General features: G+C 58.9%; 15 protein-coding genes. 7 read left to right on the top strand and 8 right to left on the bottom strand.

What is annotated here, in order from left to right:
• The first annotated feature begins 72 nt into the window (after positions 1–72).
• Positions 73–1,260, top strand: a complete 1,188-nt coding sequence (locus ACI5GA_RS07675) for an osmoprotectant NAGGN system M42 family peptidase (protein WP_421422429.1) — start codon at positions 73–75, stop codon at positions 1,258–1,260.
• 204 nt (positions 1,261–1,464) lie between these two features.
• Entirely contained in the window at positions 1,465–1,695 is a 231-nt protein-coding gene (locus tag ACI5GA_RS07680; protein WP_404631471.1) for a YheU family protein, read from the top strand.
• Positions 1,696–1,719: 24 nt separating this feature from the next.
• Here ACI5GA_RS07680 and csrA read toward each other — a convergent pair whose 3' ends face one another.
• From csrA to ACI5GA_RS07695, 3 genes are all read right to left on the bottom strand, one after another.
• The gene (gene csrA / locus ACI5GA_RS07685) at positions 1,720–1,923 is read right to left on the bottom strand and encodes a carbon storage regulator CsrA (protein ID WP_404631472.1); all 204 of its coding nucleotides are present in this window, start codon (positions 1,921–1,923) and stop codon (positions 1,720–1,722) included.
• Between the two features lie 200 nt (positions 1,924–2,123).
• Positions 2,124–2,456, bottom strand: coding sequence for a YnfA family protein (locus tag ACI5GA_RS07690; protein WP_404631473.1), 333 nt, complete (start codon positions 2,454–2,456; stop codon positions 2,124–2,126).
• Between the two features lie 59 nt (positions 2,457–2,515).
• Positions 2,516–3,328, bottom strand: a complete 813-nt coding sequence (locus ACI5GA_RS07695) for an SDR family oxidoreductase (RefSeq protein ID WP_404631474.1) — start codon at positions 3,326–3,328, stop codon at positions 2,516–2,518.
• Between the two features lie 256 nt (positions 3,329–3,584).
• Here ACI5GA_RS07695 and ACI5GA_RS07700 point away from each other — a divergent pair, with 256 nt between their 5' ends.
• On the top strand, positions 3,585–3,743 hold the full coding sequence (locus tag ACI5GA_RS07700; RefSeq protein ID WP_404631475.1) for a DUF3309 family protein: 159 nt from the start codon (positions 3,585–3,587) through the stop codon (positions 3,741–3,743).
• Between the two features lie 67 nt (positions 3,744–3,810).
• On the opposite strand, the gene ACI5GA_RS07705 is transcribed toward ACI5GA_RS07700, so the two are convergent.
• From ACI5GA_RS07705 to ACI5GA_RS07715, 3 genes are all read right to left on the bottom strand, one after another.
• Positions 3,811–5,469 (bottom strand): cation acetate symporter, encoded by a 1,659-nt coding sequence (locus ACI5GA_RS07705; protein WP_404631476.1) that lies wholly within the window; start codon positions 5,467–5,469, stop codon positions 3,811–3,813.
• Complete coding sequence (locus tag ACI5GA_RS07710; protein ID WP_404631477.1) at positions 5,466–5,777, bottom strand: DUF485 domain-containing protein; 312 nt, start codon at positions 5,775–5,777, stop codon at positions 5,466–5,468. The genes ACI5GA_RS07705 and ACI5GA_RS07710 overlap by 4 nt, the downstream gene beginning before the upstream one ends.
• A gap of 372 nt (positions 5,778–6,149) precedes the next feature.
• Positions 6,150–7,007 (bottom strand): glycine betaine ABC transporter substrate-binding protein, encoded by an 858-nt coding sequence (locus ACI5GA_RS07715; protein ID WP_404631478.1) that lies wholly within the window; start codon positions 7,005–7,007, stop codon positions 6,150–6,152.
• Positions 7,008–8,155: 1,148 nt separating this feature from the next.
• Here ACI5GA_RS07715 and ACI5GA_RS07720 point away from each other — a divergent pair.
• The 3 genes from ACI5GA_RS07720 (at position 8,156) to ACI5GA_RS07730 (ending at position 11,324) form a co-directional block, all read left to right on the top strand.
• On the top strand, positions 8,156–9,454 hold the full coding sequence (locus ACI5GA_RS07720) for a serine/threonine protein kinase (RefSeq protein ID WP_421422430.1): 1,299 nt from the start codon (positions 8,156–8,158) through the stop codon (positions 9,452–9,454).
• The gene (locus tag ACI5GA_RS07725; protein WP_404631480.1) at positions 9,447–10,250 is read left to right on the top strand and encodes an MlaA family lipoprotein; all 804 of its coding nucleotides are present in this window, start codon (positions 9,447–9,449) and stop codon (positions 10,248–10,250) included. Before ACI5GA_RS07720 ends, ACI5GA_RS07725 begins: the two co-directional genes overlap by 8 nt.
• A gap of 219 nt (positions 10,251–10,469) precedes the next feature.
• Positions 10,470–11,324, top strand: a complete 855-nt coding sequence (locus ACI5GA_RS07730; RefSeq protein ID WP_404631481.1) for a pirin family protein — start codon at positions 10,470–10,472, stop codon at positions 11,322–11,324.
• Positions 11,325–11,545: 221 nt separating this feature from the next.
• Here the strand turns inward: ACI5GA_RS07730 and ACI5GA_RS07735 are convergent, their stop codons facing one another.
• Together ACI5GA_RS07735 and ACI5GA_RS07740 are read right to left on the bottom strand one after the other, a co-directional pair.
• Entirely contained in the window at positions 11,546–12,736 is a 1,191-nt protein-coding gene (locus ACI5GA_RS07735; protein WP_404631482.1) for a patatin-like phospholipase family protein, read from the bottom strand.
• Positions 12,737–12,800: 64 nt separating this feature from the next.
• A complete protein-coding gene (locus tag ACI5GA_RS07740) occupies positions 12,801–13,733 on the bottom strand; it encodes a lipid A biosynthesis lauroyl acyltransferase (protein WP_404631483.1) in 933 nt (310 codons plus the stop codon).
• Between the two features lie 156 nt (positions 13,734–13,889).
• Between ACI5GA_RS07740 and minC the strand changes: the two genes are divergently transcribed.
• Positions 13,890–14,636: a septum site-determining protein MinC gene (minC, locus tag ACI5GA_RS07745; RefSeq protein ID WP_404631484.1), complete on the top strand. Its 747-nt coding sequence runs from the start codon at positions 13,890–13,892 to the stop codon at positions 14,634–14,636.
• The last annotated feature ends 92 nt before the right edge of the window (positions 14,637–14,728 follow it).

Genomic DNA, 14,728 nt, shown 5'->3' on the forward strand with positions numbered 1-14,728 from the left:
TGGCACCCAGCAATCGCGAGCAAGCTCACTCCCACAAGGGGTGATGTGTACTGTTGAAATGAGGAGCCTCCCATGACCACTGCACCCAAAATCCTTGAACCGGATCTGAATTACCTGCAGAAAGTCCTGCTGGAAATGCTCGCGATCCCCAGCCCCACAGGCTTTACCGATACCATCGTGCGCTACGTCGCTGAGCGTCTGGAAGAGCTGGGCATTCCCTTTGAACTGACCCGTCGCGGCACGATTCGCGCGACCTTGAAAGGCAAACAGAATAGCCCCGACCGTGCCGTTTCCGCGCACCTGGACACCATCGGCGCCAGCGTGCGTGAGGTCAAAGACAACGGCCGTCTGGGCCTCTCGGCGGTAGGCTGCTGGTCGAGTCGTTTCGCCGAAGGCAGCCGCGTCAGCGTGTTCACCGACAGCGGCGTGATTCGCGGCAGTGTGCTGCCGTTGATGGCGTCGGGGCATGCGTTCAATACCGCGGTCGACACCCTGCCCATCAGTTGGGATCACGTCGAACTGCGGCTGGACGCCTATTGCGCCACTCGCGCCGATTGCGAGTCGCTGGGGATCAATATCGGTGATTTCGTGGCCTTCGATCCGCTGCCCGAATTCACCGAAAGCGGCCACATCAGCGCCCGTCATCTGGACGACAAGGCTGGCGTGGCGGCTTTGCTCACGGCCCTCAAGGCGATCGTCGACAGCGGCGCCGAACCGCCCATCGACTGTCATCCGCTGTTCACCATCACCGAGGAAATCGGCAGCGGCGCGGCGGGCAGTTTGCCGTGGGACGTCAGCGAATTCGTTGGCATCGACATTGCGCCGGTCGCCCCCGGCCAACACTCCAGTGAGCACGCCGTGAGCGTGGCGATGCAGGATTCGGGTGGCCCGTATGACTATCACCTGTCACGGCACCTGTTGCGATTGGGCAATGAGCACGAACTGTCCGTGCGTCGCGACCTGTTTCGCTATTACTACAGCGATGCCCATTCAGCGATTACCGCAGGCTACGACACCCGTACCGCTCTGCTGGCCTTCGGTTGCGATGCGACGCACGGCTACGAGCGTACCCACATCGACAGCCTCAGCGCCTTGAGCCGTTTGCTGTCGGCCTACATCCTCAGCCCGCCCGTGTTCGCCAGCGATGCGAAACCGGCGAATGCCTCGCTGGAGAACTTCAGCCACCAGTTGGAACACGACGCGCAGATGGAAACCGATACGCGGGTGCCTGCGGTGGATACGTTGGTGGGCCAGCGGTAGGCACTTCCCGTCCGTACATGAAACTTCTCTTGTGGGAGATTCTATGTTGACTGACCCGCCGCATTCGCCAGCAAGCCGGCTCCCACAACCTGGGCTGCGCGCGAGTCAGTCGACTTGTAAGAAAAATTGGCGCCCCTTGTAGCCCGCATCCCGCGACCGCGCTAGCATCCCGCCATTCGCCCCATTTGAACATCGAGCCTGCCCATGCTGATCCCCCACGACCAACTCGAAGCCGACACGCTGACCCGCTTGATCGAGGACTTCGTGACCCGCGACGGCACGGACAACGGTGACGACACACCGCTGGAGACCCGCGTGTTGCGGGTCCGGCATGCGTTGAACAAGGGGCAGGCGGTGATTTTCTTCGATCTGGACAGTCAGCAGTGCCAGTTGATGCTCAAGCACGAAGTGCCCAGAGAGTATTTCGATGATTGAGCGGTCAGTCACCCGCTCGATGGCTTAATGCGAGGTGCCCGTCGACTCGGCGGAGCGTTCTCGCAAATAAGCATTGATGCGCCGGTAGACTTCGCTGCGATGAATTTTCACATGCTGCGGCGCCTTGATGCCCAGCCGCACCTGATTGCCGGTGATGCCCAGAACCTGCACGGTGATGTCATCACCGATGGAAAAGGATTCTCCTATTTCCCGCGTCAATACCAGCATGTTTCCTACTCCCTGGGTGGTAACCGAGGGGGCAGGTTGCCGTTCTGGATCCCATCCATCAATCCACTTGAGAAAAATCAGTCTTGTCCTTCAAAGGATGGTGAATGACGCTGACAGACGCTTCCTACACGACTGTTTCAAGTATTGATCCATCGGAAAATAGCGGTCGAAATTGCAGGATTTATCGACCCGGACTGTGATCAAGCGCCGGACCATTTCGGCCCTAGCAGAATAATGGTCGCGCCCACCACGCAGAACGCGACGCCGATCCAGTCCGACGTCAGTGGACGCACTCGTTCGATCACGCCCAGCCAGGCGATCGAGGTCACGATGTAGATTCCGCCATAGGCGGCGTAGGCGCGGCCCGCATACGCGGCTTCGACGCGCGTCAGCAGCAGCGCGAACAGGGTCAGACTGATCAGCGCCGGAACGACCCAAAGGATGCTTTTGCCCTGTCGCAGCCACATCCAGAAGCCGTAGCAACCGGCGATTTCAAACAACGCAGCGAGGAAAAACCAGAAGTAATTGAGCACAGAAAATCTCTTCAAGGGTGGCCAGACGAATGCGGGCCACCCTATCAGAATCCATGCTCTCAGTGAGCGGATCTGGCCTTGGCGCGCATCTTCTCGGCCATATTGGCCATCTCGTCGTAGAGCGCTTGCGGGTTGTGTTGCTTGAGTTGCCAGGCCATGCGCCCCTGTTCATGGGGCAGGATCATGAATTCGCCTTCGGCGACGCGCTCAAAGATGTACGCCGCAATGTCGCTGGCGCTGATCGGTGAGCTTTCCAGTAACTTGCCCACCTGCGCCTTCATGGCAGGCGTCGGGCCGCGAAACGAGTCCAACAGGTTGGTCTGGAAAAACGATGGGCAGACCACATGCACGCCGATTTCCTGTTGGCGCAGCTCCACCAGCAGGCTCTCCGACAGCGCCACCACACCCGCCTTGGCCACGTTGTAGTTGCTCATGGCCGGACCTTGCATCAACGCTGCCATCGACGCGATGTTGATGATCTTGCCTTTGCTCTCTTCCAGCAACGGCAGGAACGCCTTGCAGCCTTTGACCACCCCCATGAGGTTGATTGCGATCTGCCAGTCCCAGTCTTCCAGCGACAGCTCGCCAAAGAAACCGCCCGACGCCACACCCGCGTTGTTGACGATGATGTCGATACCGCCCAGTTTGCTTTCGCAGGCCTGTGCGAAAGCGGTCAACTGGCTGTAGTCGCGCACATCACAGCGTTGAATGAAACCGTCTCCACCCGCCTCTCGCACCAGACGCAATGTTTCTTGAAGGCCGCTGTCGCTGACATCGGACAGCGCCAGACGCCAGCCTTCACGCGCCCACCGCAGCGCGATTTCACGCCCCAGACCGGAACCTGCGCCAGTGATCATGATGCGATTTTGCATAGCCGTTGCCTTGTCATTTGCCAGGAAGTGAACCCAGTGTAATCAGAGCGATTGTCAGACAAGCCCTTCATTAGCTCGCTGAATATGCCAGGCAAACCGCTGCATCGGGCGCAAGTTCCCGCGTCGGGAAAATTTAAAGTCCGAACCTTTTAATCAGCCCCAGAGTCGGACTTTTCAAGCGGCTCGTCTTTTGGCCATTGGGACAACGGTCGAGCTTCGAGCCACAAACAACTCAATAAACAAGAAGGAACTCGTCATGGGCATCAGCACCATTCTGATCATCATCCTGATCCTGCTGCTGGTCGGCGGCCTGCCGGTCTTCCCGCACTCACGCAGCTGGGGCTACGGGCCATCGGGCATCATCGGCACGATTCTGGTCATCCTGTTGATTCTGGTATTGCTGGGCAGGATATAAGCGCTTCACCAATGAAAACGCCCCGATATCGATCGGGGCGTTTTCATTTTCAAACCACTCATTCAAATCAATGCGAAACCGCACCACTGGCGCCAAGGCCGGTTTGCGAACGCACGAATTGCGGGTAGAACAATTCACGCTCGCCCTCAGCCGCTTTCGATTTATCGGTCACCGAGAAGAACCAGATACCGATGAACGCGATGATGATCGAGAAGAACGCCGGGTATTCGTACGGGAAGATCGCCTTCTCGTGATGCAGGATCTGCACCCAGATGGTCGGGCCGAGAATCATCAGCACGACCGCGCTGATCAAGCCCATCCAGCCACCGATCATGGCGCCACGGGTGGTCAGGTTTTTCCAATACATCGAGAGCAACAGCACGGGGAAGTTGCAGCTCGCCGCGATGGAGAACGCCAGGCCGACCATGAACGCGATGTTCTGACTTTCGAAGGCAATACCCAACACGATGGCGACGATGGCCAGCGCGATGGTGGTGATCTTCGACACACGGATTTCATCTTTCTCGTTGGCTTTGCCGGCTTTAATCACGCTGGCATACAGGTCGTGAGACACCGCCGAAGCACCGGCCAGGGTCAGACCGGCCACCACCGCCAGGATGGTTGCGAACGCCACCGCCGAGATGAAGCCCAGGAACAGCGAACCGCCCACGGCATCGGCCAGGTGCACCGCCGCCATGTTGTTACCGCCGATCAGCGCGCCTGCCGCATCCTTGAACGCCGGGTTGGTGCTGACCAGCAGAATCGCGCCAAAACCGATGATGAAGGTCAGGATGTAGAAGTAGCCGATGAAGCCAGTGGCATACAGCACCGACTTACGGGCTTCCTTGGCATCGCTCACGGTGAAGAAGCGCATCAGGATGTGAGGCAGGCCCGCCGTACCGAACATCAGCGCCAGACCCAGCGAGAACGCGGAGATCGGGTCTTTGACCAGACCGCCCGGGCTCATGATGGCTTCGCCTTTCGGGTGAACCTTCACCGCTTCGGAGAACAGCACGTTGAAGTCGAAGTTGACGTGCTTCATGACCATCAGCGCCATGAACGACGCACCGGACAGCAGCAACACAGCCTTGATGATCTGCACCCAGGTGGTCGCCAGCATGCCGCCGAACAGCACGTACAGGGCCATCAGGATACCGACCAGTACCACGGCAACGTTGTAATCCAGACCGAACAGCAACTGGATCAGTTTGCCCGCGCCGACCATCTGCGCGATCAGGTAGAACGCCACGACCACCAGCGAACCGCAGGCGGACAGGGTACGGATCTCCTTTTGCTTCAGGCGGTAGGACGCCACGTCAGCGAAGGTGTACTTACCCAGGTTACGCAGGCGTTCGGCGATCAGGAACAGGATGATCGGCCAGCCCACCAGGAAGCCGATCGAGTAGATCAGGCCGTCGTAGCCGGAGGCGTACACCAGGGCCGAGATACCCAGGAAGGACGCTGCCGACATGTAGTCACCGGCGATGGCTAGACCGTTCTGGAAACCGGTGATCTTGCCGCCTGCGGCGTAGTAGTCCGCTGCCGATTTGTTTTTCTTCGCGGCCCAGTAGGTCACGCAAAGCGTGGCGCCGACGAAGATCACGAACATGATGATCGCCGCGACGTTGAGGGGTTGTTTCTGCACCGCACCGGTCAGGGCATCCGCCGCCCAGAGGGACGGTGCAAAGGCCGCCAGGCCCAGGGTTGCTATCAGGCGCCGACTCATTGCTGTGCCTCCTTCAGGATCGCGTTGTTCAGCTCATCGAATTCGCCGTTGGCGCGACGAACGTAGATGGCGGTCAACACGAACGCAGAGACAATCAGCCCCACCCCGATGGGCATGCCCCAAGTGATGGAAGAAGTCGCACTGAGTTTTGAACCGAGAATCTGAGGCCCATACGCAATCAAAAGGATGAATGCGGCATACAGCCCCAGCATGATCGCCGAGAGAATCCAGGCGAATCGTTCCCTTTTCGAGACCAGCTCCTTGAAGCGCGGGCTGTTCTGAATCGAGAGGTAAATGCTGTCGTTCATTGTTTTTGTCCTCGCAGCACAGATGGATGTCACGTCATCCACTTTAGTCGGCTCTGGCACGCACTCCAGACGACCTTAGTATTAGATCGACATTAGTTGATTCAAACGGGGTGTGGTGTTTCAGGGATGAGAAAAAAGTGGAGGCATGTTTGGCGTAAGTGGCGTGTGTGCATGGCCCGGTGTGGAGTGCTTCTGGCCGAAAGCCGTGGGAGCCGGCTTGCTGGCGAAAGCGGCATATCAGGCCCAGGCTATTTGCTGACACACCGCTTTCGCCAGCAAGCCGACCCACAGGGCCAGGTGAACGGCAAATGAAAACCGCCCGACGAGAAATCGCCGGGCGGTTCGGGTCACGCGTGAATCTGTGTCGGCAAATTACTTGCCGGTCCACTCCTTGACGCGCTCTGGGTGCTTGGCCACCCAGTCCTTAGCCGCTTGCTCAGGCTTGGCGCCGTCCTGGATGGCGAGCATGACTTCGCCGATCTCGTCCTTGTCTTTCCACTGGAACTTCTTCAGGAAGTCCGCCACGTCCGGTGCCTTTTTGGGCAGGTCCAGACTACCGACGCTGTCGACGGTTTCAGCAGCGCCGTACACGCCTTTTGGATCTTCCAGGAACTTCAGTTTCCACTTCGCGAACATCCAGTGCGGTACCCAACCGGTCACGGCGATGGATTCTTTCTTGTTTTCAGCGCGGGTCAGCTCGGCAATCATGCCGGCGCCAGAACTCGCCTGAAGCTTGTAGCCGTCCAGACCGTAGTCCTTGATGGCCTGGTCGGTCTTGATCATCACGCCTGAACCGGCGTCGATGCCGACGATTTTCTTCTTGAAGGACTCGTCGGTTTTCAAGTCGGCCACCGAGTTGGCTTTCACGTACTCAGGCACGATCAGGCCGATTTTCGCGTCCTTGAAGTTCGGACCGTAGTCGGTGACCTTGTCCTTGTTCTTGGCCCAGTATTCGCCGTGGGTCACGGGCAGCCAGGCAGACAGCATCATGTCCAGTTTGCCGGTGGCAACGCCCTGCCACATGATCCCGGCAGCAACGGCCTGCAGTTTCACGGGGTAGCCCAATTTTTGCTGAATCACTTCGGCGGCCACGTTGGTGGTCGCCACGCTGTCCGACCAGCCATCCACATAACCGATGCTCAGCTCGGGTTTGTCGGCGGCAAAGGTCAGCGTGGAACTGACGGCGAGCGCCAGAGCGGCACCTACACCCAGGATATTTCGCATCTTCATCGTTACTTCCCCGGTAGTCCTGAACCCGACGGCGGTCGGGTTTCGTAAACGTTTTTATAAGACCGGGCGCTGCGCCCGCATTTGGCGCATCCCCCGACTTTCACGCCTCAACCACTTGCCTGCGCAGCGGCGCTTGCTGCGTTGACGAAACGATCATCAACCCCCACCGCCCTCGTCCCTTTCCTCTGGGCGACACTCAGACAGCGGGAAACGACATCACTAAGCCATCAACGACAGACAGGTCGTAAAAAGGGTCGCAGTCCGTCCGAATCTTGCATGCCTTGACAGCAGCCTCAGGCTTGACGCTACAAGCCACAAGTCGAAACCGCGCCAGGCATGCCCCTTTTGGTCGTCATTAGCTCCTCAGAACGCCCCGCCTGGAGCTACGTCGTCAGCACGTGTGTCGGGAACACATTGTGTTACCGCTGATGCCATTCCAAAACAGAATACGGGTAACACGGAAACAGAATAGGCCCTTTCCTCACCTGATTTTTTGCCCGGTCATTTTTAAATGATTGATTTATATGGTTTTTTAAAAACTGGCACGAGACCTGCTATCTCTTCTGCATAACAAGAACAAAATGTGAAAACCCAATAAAAATAAGATGAATCGGCTCTGACATAACAAGAACAACGGTACAGAGACGCAGCCAACTGATTTTTTTGGAGTAGATGTGCTTTACAGAGGCTCAGGCCTCGCAGCCCGACCGAGAACAATAAAACTGCCCCAAGGCAGCGTCCAGAACGGGTTGGATCAAACGGTCAAGGCAAATCAGCGCTCAAAAAAATACGTTTGCTCTTGTATCCCGTGTGGGGATCACTGAAAAAGCTGTGAAGGGAACGGTTGCCAAAAACAACAATAGACCGCCCTAAAACAATAAGAAAAGAGCACGTGCAACGATTTAAAGGGGAGCCTCGGCTCCCCTTTATGCTGTCTGGCGTTTGAGATTCTTCCCACCGTTGGCACCCTACCCTTCATAAAAAGCACAACCTGACTCGCCTGTGGTGCCAGAACGTGTATTGTCGCCTAGGATTTGCAGGGGGAACGGCCGGGTGTAAATGCAGATTGCCATTACGGCACTTTTTTCACCGCCCTCCTGTCATAGCCTGCGTATCTCAATAGCACTTCTTTCCCAAGGGATTTAGTCATGCTTCGTTTTCTACGCCTCGCCGCCCTGACTGGCGGCCTGTTCTTGAGTGCGTCCGTGATGGCGGTCGACATCGATCCGTCCAGCTATGGCTTCCCTCTGACCAACCCGTTCGAAGCGACCATCGCCACGACACCTCCTGATTTGCGTGCAAAAGTCCCGGAAGATGCCGATATCGACCAAGACGACTACAGCCTGACCTTGCGCCCCGATCGCGAATTCACCCTGCCCGACAATTTCTGGGCCGTGAAGAAACTGCGCTACCGCCTGGCCAAACAGGACCACGCTGCGCCGCTGATCTTCCTCATTGCCGGCACTGGCGCACCGTACAACAGCACCCTCAACGAATACCTCAAGCGTCTGTATTACGGAGCCGGGTATAACGTCGTACAGCTTTCGTCCCCCACCAGCTACGACTTCATGAGCGCCGCCTCACGCTTTGCGACACCTGGCGTGACCAGCGAAGACGCCGAAGACCTCTATCGCGTGATGCAAGCGGTGCGCGCCCAGCAAAGCAAGCTGCAAGTGACCGAGTATTACCTGAGCGGTTACAGCCTTGGCGCGCTGGACGCGGCCTTCGTCAGCAAGCTGGACGAGACCCGCCGCAGCTTCAACTTCAAGAAAGTGCTGCTGATCAACCCTCCCGTGAACCTCTACACCTCGATCACCAATCTGGACAAACTGGTCCAGACCGAGGTCAAGGGCATCACCAACACCACCACGTTCTATGAGCTGGTGCTGCAAAAGCTGACCCGTTACTTCAACGAGAAAGGCTACATCGACCTCAACGACGCGCTGCTGTACGACTTCCAGCAGTCCAAACAGCACCTGTCCAACGAGCAGATGGCGATGCTGATCGGCACCTCGTTCCGGTTCTCGGCGGCCGACATCGCCTTTACCTCGGACCTGATCAACCGTCGCGGCCTGATCACCCCGCCGAAGACGCCCATCAGCGAAGGCACCAGTCTGACGCCGTTCCTGAAGCGCGCACTGCAATGCGATTTCGACTGCTACGTGACCGAACAGGTGATCCCGATGTGGCGTGCGCGCACCGACGGCGGCAGCCTGTTGCAACTGGTTGACCAAGTGAGCCTGTACGCGCTCAAGGATTACCTGAGCACCAGCAAGAAAATCGCCGTGATGCACAACGCCGACGATGTGATCCTCGGCCCTGGCGACCTCGGATTCCTGCGCAAGACCTTTGGCGATCGCCTGACCGTTTACCCGTATGGCGGTCATTGCGGCAACATGAACTATCGCGTCAACAGCGACGCCATGCTGGAGTTTTTCCGTGGCTAAACGTCTATTGCTCCTCGCCGCCTTGCTCTGCGCAGGCGCTGTTCACGCGGCCGACGCGCCGATCGTCTCCAAGGCGGCGCCGGTCAAGCGGGTCGAGACCCCCGACGGTTTCACCGAGCCGTTGAAGTCGCTGAAATTTAACCCCGGCCTGGACCAGCAGGAGTTCGAGCGCTCGACGCTCAACGCCCTCAATGTCTACGATCCACTGGAGTCGTGGAACCGCCGGGTGTACCACTTCAACTACCGCTTCGATGAGTGGGTGTTCCTGCCAGTGGTCGACGGCTACAAATACGTCACGCCCAGCTTCCTGCGCACCGGCGTCAGCAACTTCTTCAGCAACCTGGGCGACATCCCCAACCTGCTGAACAGTCTGTTGCAGTTCAAGGGCAAGCGCTCGATGAACACCACCGGACGTTTGCTGATCAACACCACGCTGGGCATCGCAGGCTTGTGGGACCCTGCGACCATGATGGGCCTGCCCAAGCAGAGCGAAGACTTCGGCCAGACGCTGGGCTTCTATGGCGTGCCAGCGGGCCCGTACCTCGTGCTGCCGATTCTTGGCCCGTCGAACTTGCGTGACACCGGCGGGTTGGTGTTCGACTTCGCGGCAGAGTCGCAGATCAACTTCCTGAACGTCTCGCAGGTCAGCGAGGACCATCCGGAGATTTATCTGCTGCGCGCCATCGACAAGCGTTACACCACCAGCTTCCGCTACGGCCAGATGGATTCGCCGTTCGAGTATGAGAAGGTGCGTTACGTGTACACCGAGGCGCGCAAGTTGCAGATTTCCGAATAACGCGCGCCGTGGGAGCCGGCTTGCTGGCGAAAGCGGTGTGTCAGTCTACGCATTTGTGACTGACACACCGCTTTCGCCAGCAAGCAGGCTCCCACAACGTCCCTGTAATCTCACTTTCTCATCTAATAGCTCGATATATTCCACGCAAAAACGTCACCCATTCATCGCCTCAACCGGCATACCATAGGCGCCATTCCCACCCATTCTGGAGTGAGCCTCATGACTCAATTTCGCAAAGTGCTGTCCATGCAAAGCGGCCAACCGGCGTCGGATGGCGCGGGCGTCAAGCTGACGCGCGTATTCGGCGGCCCTGGCGTCGAGGCGTTCGACCCCTTCCTGATGCTCGACGAATTCGGCTCGGACAAAGCCGACGACTACATCGCCGGTTTTCCCCCGCACCCGCATCGCGGTTTTGAAACCGTGACCTACATGCTCGAAGGCCGCATGCGCCACGAAGACCACATGGGCAACGTCGGTCTGCTGCAAGGCGGTGGCGTGCAGTGGATGACCGCCGCCCGTGGCGTGATTCACAGCGAGATGCCCGAGCAGGAAGAAGGCGTGATGCGCGGCTTCCAGCTGTGGCTGAACCTGCCGGGCAAATCGAAGATGGGTGACGCCGGTTACGACGACATCCAACCGGAGCGCATTCCTCGCATCACCACGCAGAATGGCGTTGACGTCATCGTGATCGCCGGGCAGTTCGACGACGGCCAGGTGCAACAGGCGGGGGCCGTGCAGCGACCGGACACCGACCCGCAGTATTTCGATTTCCACATCCCGGCGGGCAAATCGATCCGTCCGATCATCCCTGAAGGCCATCGCGTGCTGCTGTACGTGTACGAAGGGGAAGTGGAAATTGGCGGGCAAGTGCAGAAACTGGGCAAGAGCCGTCTGGCGCGGTTGTCGGAAAAGGGCGAGGTGCAATTGAGCACATCGACGGGCGCCAAGGTGCTGTTGATTGCAGGCAAACCGTTGGGCGAGCCGATCGTGCAATACGGCCCGTTCGTGATGAACACCCGTGAGGAGATCGAACAGGCGCTACGGGATTTTCGGGATGACAAGCTGACGGCGTGATGACCAGCGCAACGCAACCCGTTTTTGATTCTGCCGAAGGCGTGGGAGATTCGCCACCAAGGCGGCTCCCACAAGGATCGCGCCGAGCCTAAATCTCATGTCCGACGCAGAAACTGTGGGAGCCGGCTTGCTCGCGAATAGAGTGTGTCAGACAACGCAAGAGTGAATGACACACCGCATTCGCCAGCAAGGCGGCTCCCACAGGTATATACATACCAAGATCAATCCAACCGCAAAAACCTCATCAACTCCTCTTGCTGGGCCATCGCATCGCGGCGGCCCAGTTCGATCAATTCACTGCAATACCCCGACTCAAACAGCAGATAACTCAATACCCCTGCCCCACTGGTCTTGGTTGCGCCCGGCCCACGCAAAAAGGTACGCAACGCGGGAGGCAGTTCGCGACGGTGGCGGGCAGCGATTTCATCCAGCGGCTGACTGGGGGAAATCACCAGCACTTCCACAGGCGCCAACGACTGCACAGGAGTCGGTCGCTCGGACACTTGCGGCGAAGGCTCGGGCGGCACCGGCAGCATGCGGCTGAGCAGGTTCAACCGCTCCAGCAACTCAATGTCACTCTCCAGGCTGTCAATGAACGTGCTGTTGAGCATGTGGCCGCTGATCTGCGCCAGACTCGGCTGTACGCCACTGACCGGCCGCTTCACCGCCACATTTGCCCCAGCCCCGCGCGGGTTGCCGCTGACGCCCACGACCAGCACCCGATTGGCCCCCAGATGCAACGCCGGACTGATCGGTGCCGACTGCCGCACGGCGCCATCACCAAAATACTCATGCTCCAGTTTCACGGGCGCGAACAACAACGGAATGGCCGAGCTGGCCAGCAAATGATCGACAGTCAGGCGCGTCGGCATGCCAATCCGGCGATGACGCAACCACGACGCAATCGTGCCCTTACCTTGGTAGAACGTGACGGCCTGGCCTGACTCATAACCGAACGCAGTAATCGCGACGGCGCGTAGGTGTCGAGCCTCGATAGCCTCATCGATGCCGTCCAGATTCAGGCGCTCGGTGAGCAAATCTTTCAATGGCGTGCTGTTGAGCAACGCCACCGGCACCTGTTTGCGGCCAATGCCGAGCAGGCTGCGGCCAAAGAATCTCGCAGCCTGACGAATCACCCCGGCCCAGTCGCTGCGCAGCACTTGATGGCTGCGAAAGCCTTGCCAGAAATCGGTGAGTTCGTGAATGGCGGTTCTGAAATGCGTGGCGCCACTGGCCAGTTTGACTGCGTTGATGGCCCCCGCCGACGTGCCGACGATGACCGGAAACGGGTTCTTGGCGCCCACCGGCAGCAATTCGGCGATACCCGCCAGCACGCCCACCTGATAGGCCGCGCGGGCACCGCCACCTGAGAGGATCAGCCCGGTGACCGATTCCACTGCAACCGGAGCCATTGATGCGCTGTCGACTTCTTTTTGTTCTGATGCGCTCGTCGTCATAAAAGCTCAGTTCTCTGCTTCAACCACGCTTCTTGTATAGCTTGGGCTCGCCCGGCGGTCGACTCTTGAAACGTCGATGCGCCCACAAATATTGCTCGGGACAGGCCGTCACCGCGCGCTCGACCCACTGGTTGATGCGGATGCAGTCCGCCTCGTCGCTTTCGCCGGGGAAATCCGTCAACGGCGGATGAATGACCAGTTTGTACCCGCTGCCGTCGGACAGGCGCTCTTGCGTGAACGGCACGACGAGGGCACGCCCCAGAGTGGCGAACTTGCTGGTGGCTGGCACCGTGGCCGCCTGAATGCCAAACAGCGGCACGAAGATGCTTTGCTTGGCGCCGTAATCCTGATCCGGCGCGTACCAGATCGCACGGCCCTTGCGCAGTTGCTTGATCATGCCGCGCACGTCTTCGCGCTCGACGGCAATGGCGTCCAGATTGTGCCGCTCACGGCCCCGCCGCTGAACGAAGTCAAACAACGCGTTGTTGTGTTCGCGGTACATGCCGTCGATGGTGTGTTGCTGGCCGAGCAACGCTGCGCCGATTTCCAGCGTGGTGAAATGCAGGGCCATGAGAATCACGCCCTGGCCTTCCTCATGGGGACGCTTGAGGTGCTCGAGCCCTTCGATATGGGCCAGCTTCGCCAGACGCTGAGGGCTCCACCACCAGCTCATGGCCATCTCGAAGAAGGCAATGCCGGTGGACGCGAAATTGGCTTTCAGCAAGCGTTTGCGCTCGGCTTCCGAATACTGCGGGAAGCACAGTTCCAGATTGCGCGCGGCAATGATGCGGCGATCCGTGGCGAAGTAATACATGATCCCGCCCAGTGCCCGGCCAATGGCCACGAGTACGCGAAACGGCAACTGCACCACCAGCCAGAGCAAACCCAGGCCCAGCCACAGCGGCCAGAAACGGGGATGAAGAAAGTAGGCTCGAAAACGCGGGCGATCCATTACAGCTTCCATCAGGGCAAAGGCGGGCATTCTACATCGGTTCGGCAGCGTTCGTGACGCTTCCTGGATTGCAAGCGACTTGCCACTCCCTTGCGGCTGACCGGCGTTCTCGTTATAAGTCTCGGCACTTTTAGCGACAAGCCGCTGTATGCCGACATGAGCCAAATCGAATTGCAAGACAAGGACCCCGTGTTCCAGTTGAAGGGCAGCATGCTGGCCATCACCGTGCTGGAGCTGGCCCGCAATAACCTCGAAGCACTGGATCGTCAGTTGGCGGCCAAAGTCGCTCAGGCGCCGAACTTCTTCAGCAACACCCCCCTGGTGCTGGCGCTGGACAAACTGCCGCCCAACGAAGGTGCCATCGACCTGCCCGCCATGATGCGTGTCTGCCGCCATCACGGCCTGCGCACCCTGGCCATCCGCGCCAACCGTATCGAAGACATCGCCGCCGCCATCGCCATCGACCTGCCCGTTCTGCCGCCATCCGGTGCGCGGGAGCGGCCACTCGATCCGACGGAAGGCGAGGTGAAGAAAAAGCCCGAAGTGGTGGAAAAACCGCCCGAGCCGGTCATCAAACCGACCAAGATCATCACCGCCCCCGTGCGTGGCGGGCAGCAGATTTACGCGCAAGGCTCTGACCTGATAGTGATTTCCTCGGTCAGTCCGGGTGCGGAACTTCTCGCCGATGGCAACATCCATGTGTATGGCCCCATGCGGGGTCGGGCGCTGGCAGGCATCAAGGGTGATACCAAAGCCCGTATCTTCTGCCAGCAGATGGTCGCCGAACTGGTGTCCATCGCCGGGCAATACAAGGTTTCCGAAGACCTGCGCAGGGATCCTCTGTGGGGGGCCGGGGTACAGGTCAGTCTGTCCGGCGACGTGTTGAACATCACCCGTCTTTAACGGATACTGCGCCATTTTCAAAGCAACGCTGATTCGTCGTGAAATCGAGGCAAAGGACGTAGGAAATCCGGAGAAACTGCGGTTTTTTCGAT

The organism is Pseudomonas sp. Pseu.R1, from assembly GCF_045764065.1.
Taxonomy (GTDB): domain Bacteria; phylum Pseudomonadota; class Gammaproteobacteria; order Pseudomonadales; family Pseudomonadaceae; genus Aquipseudomonas.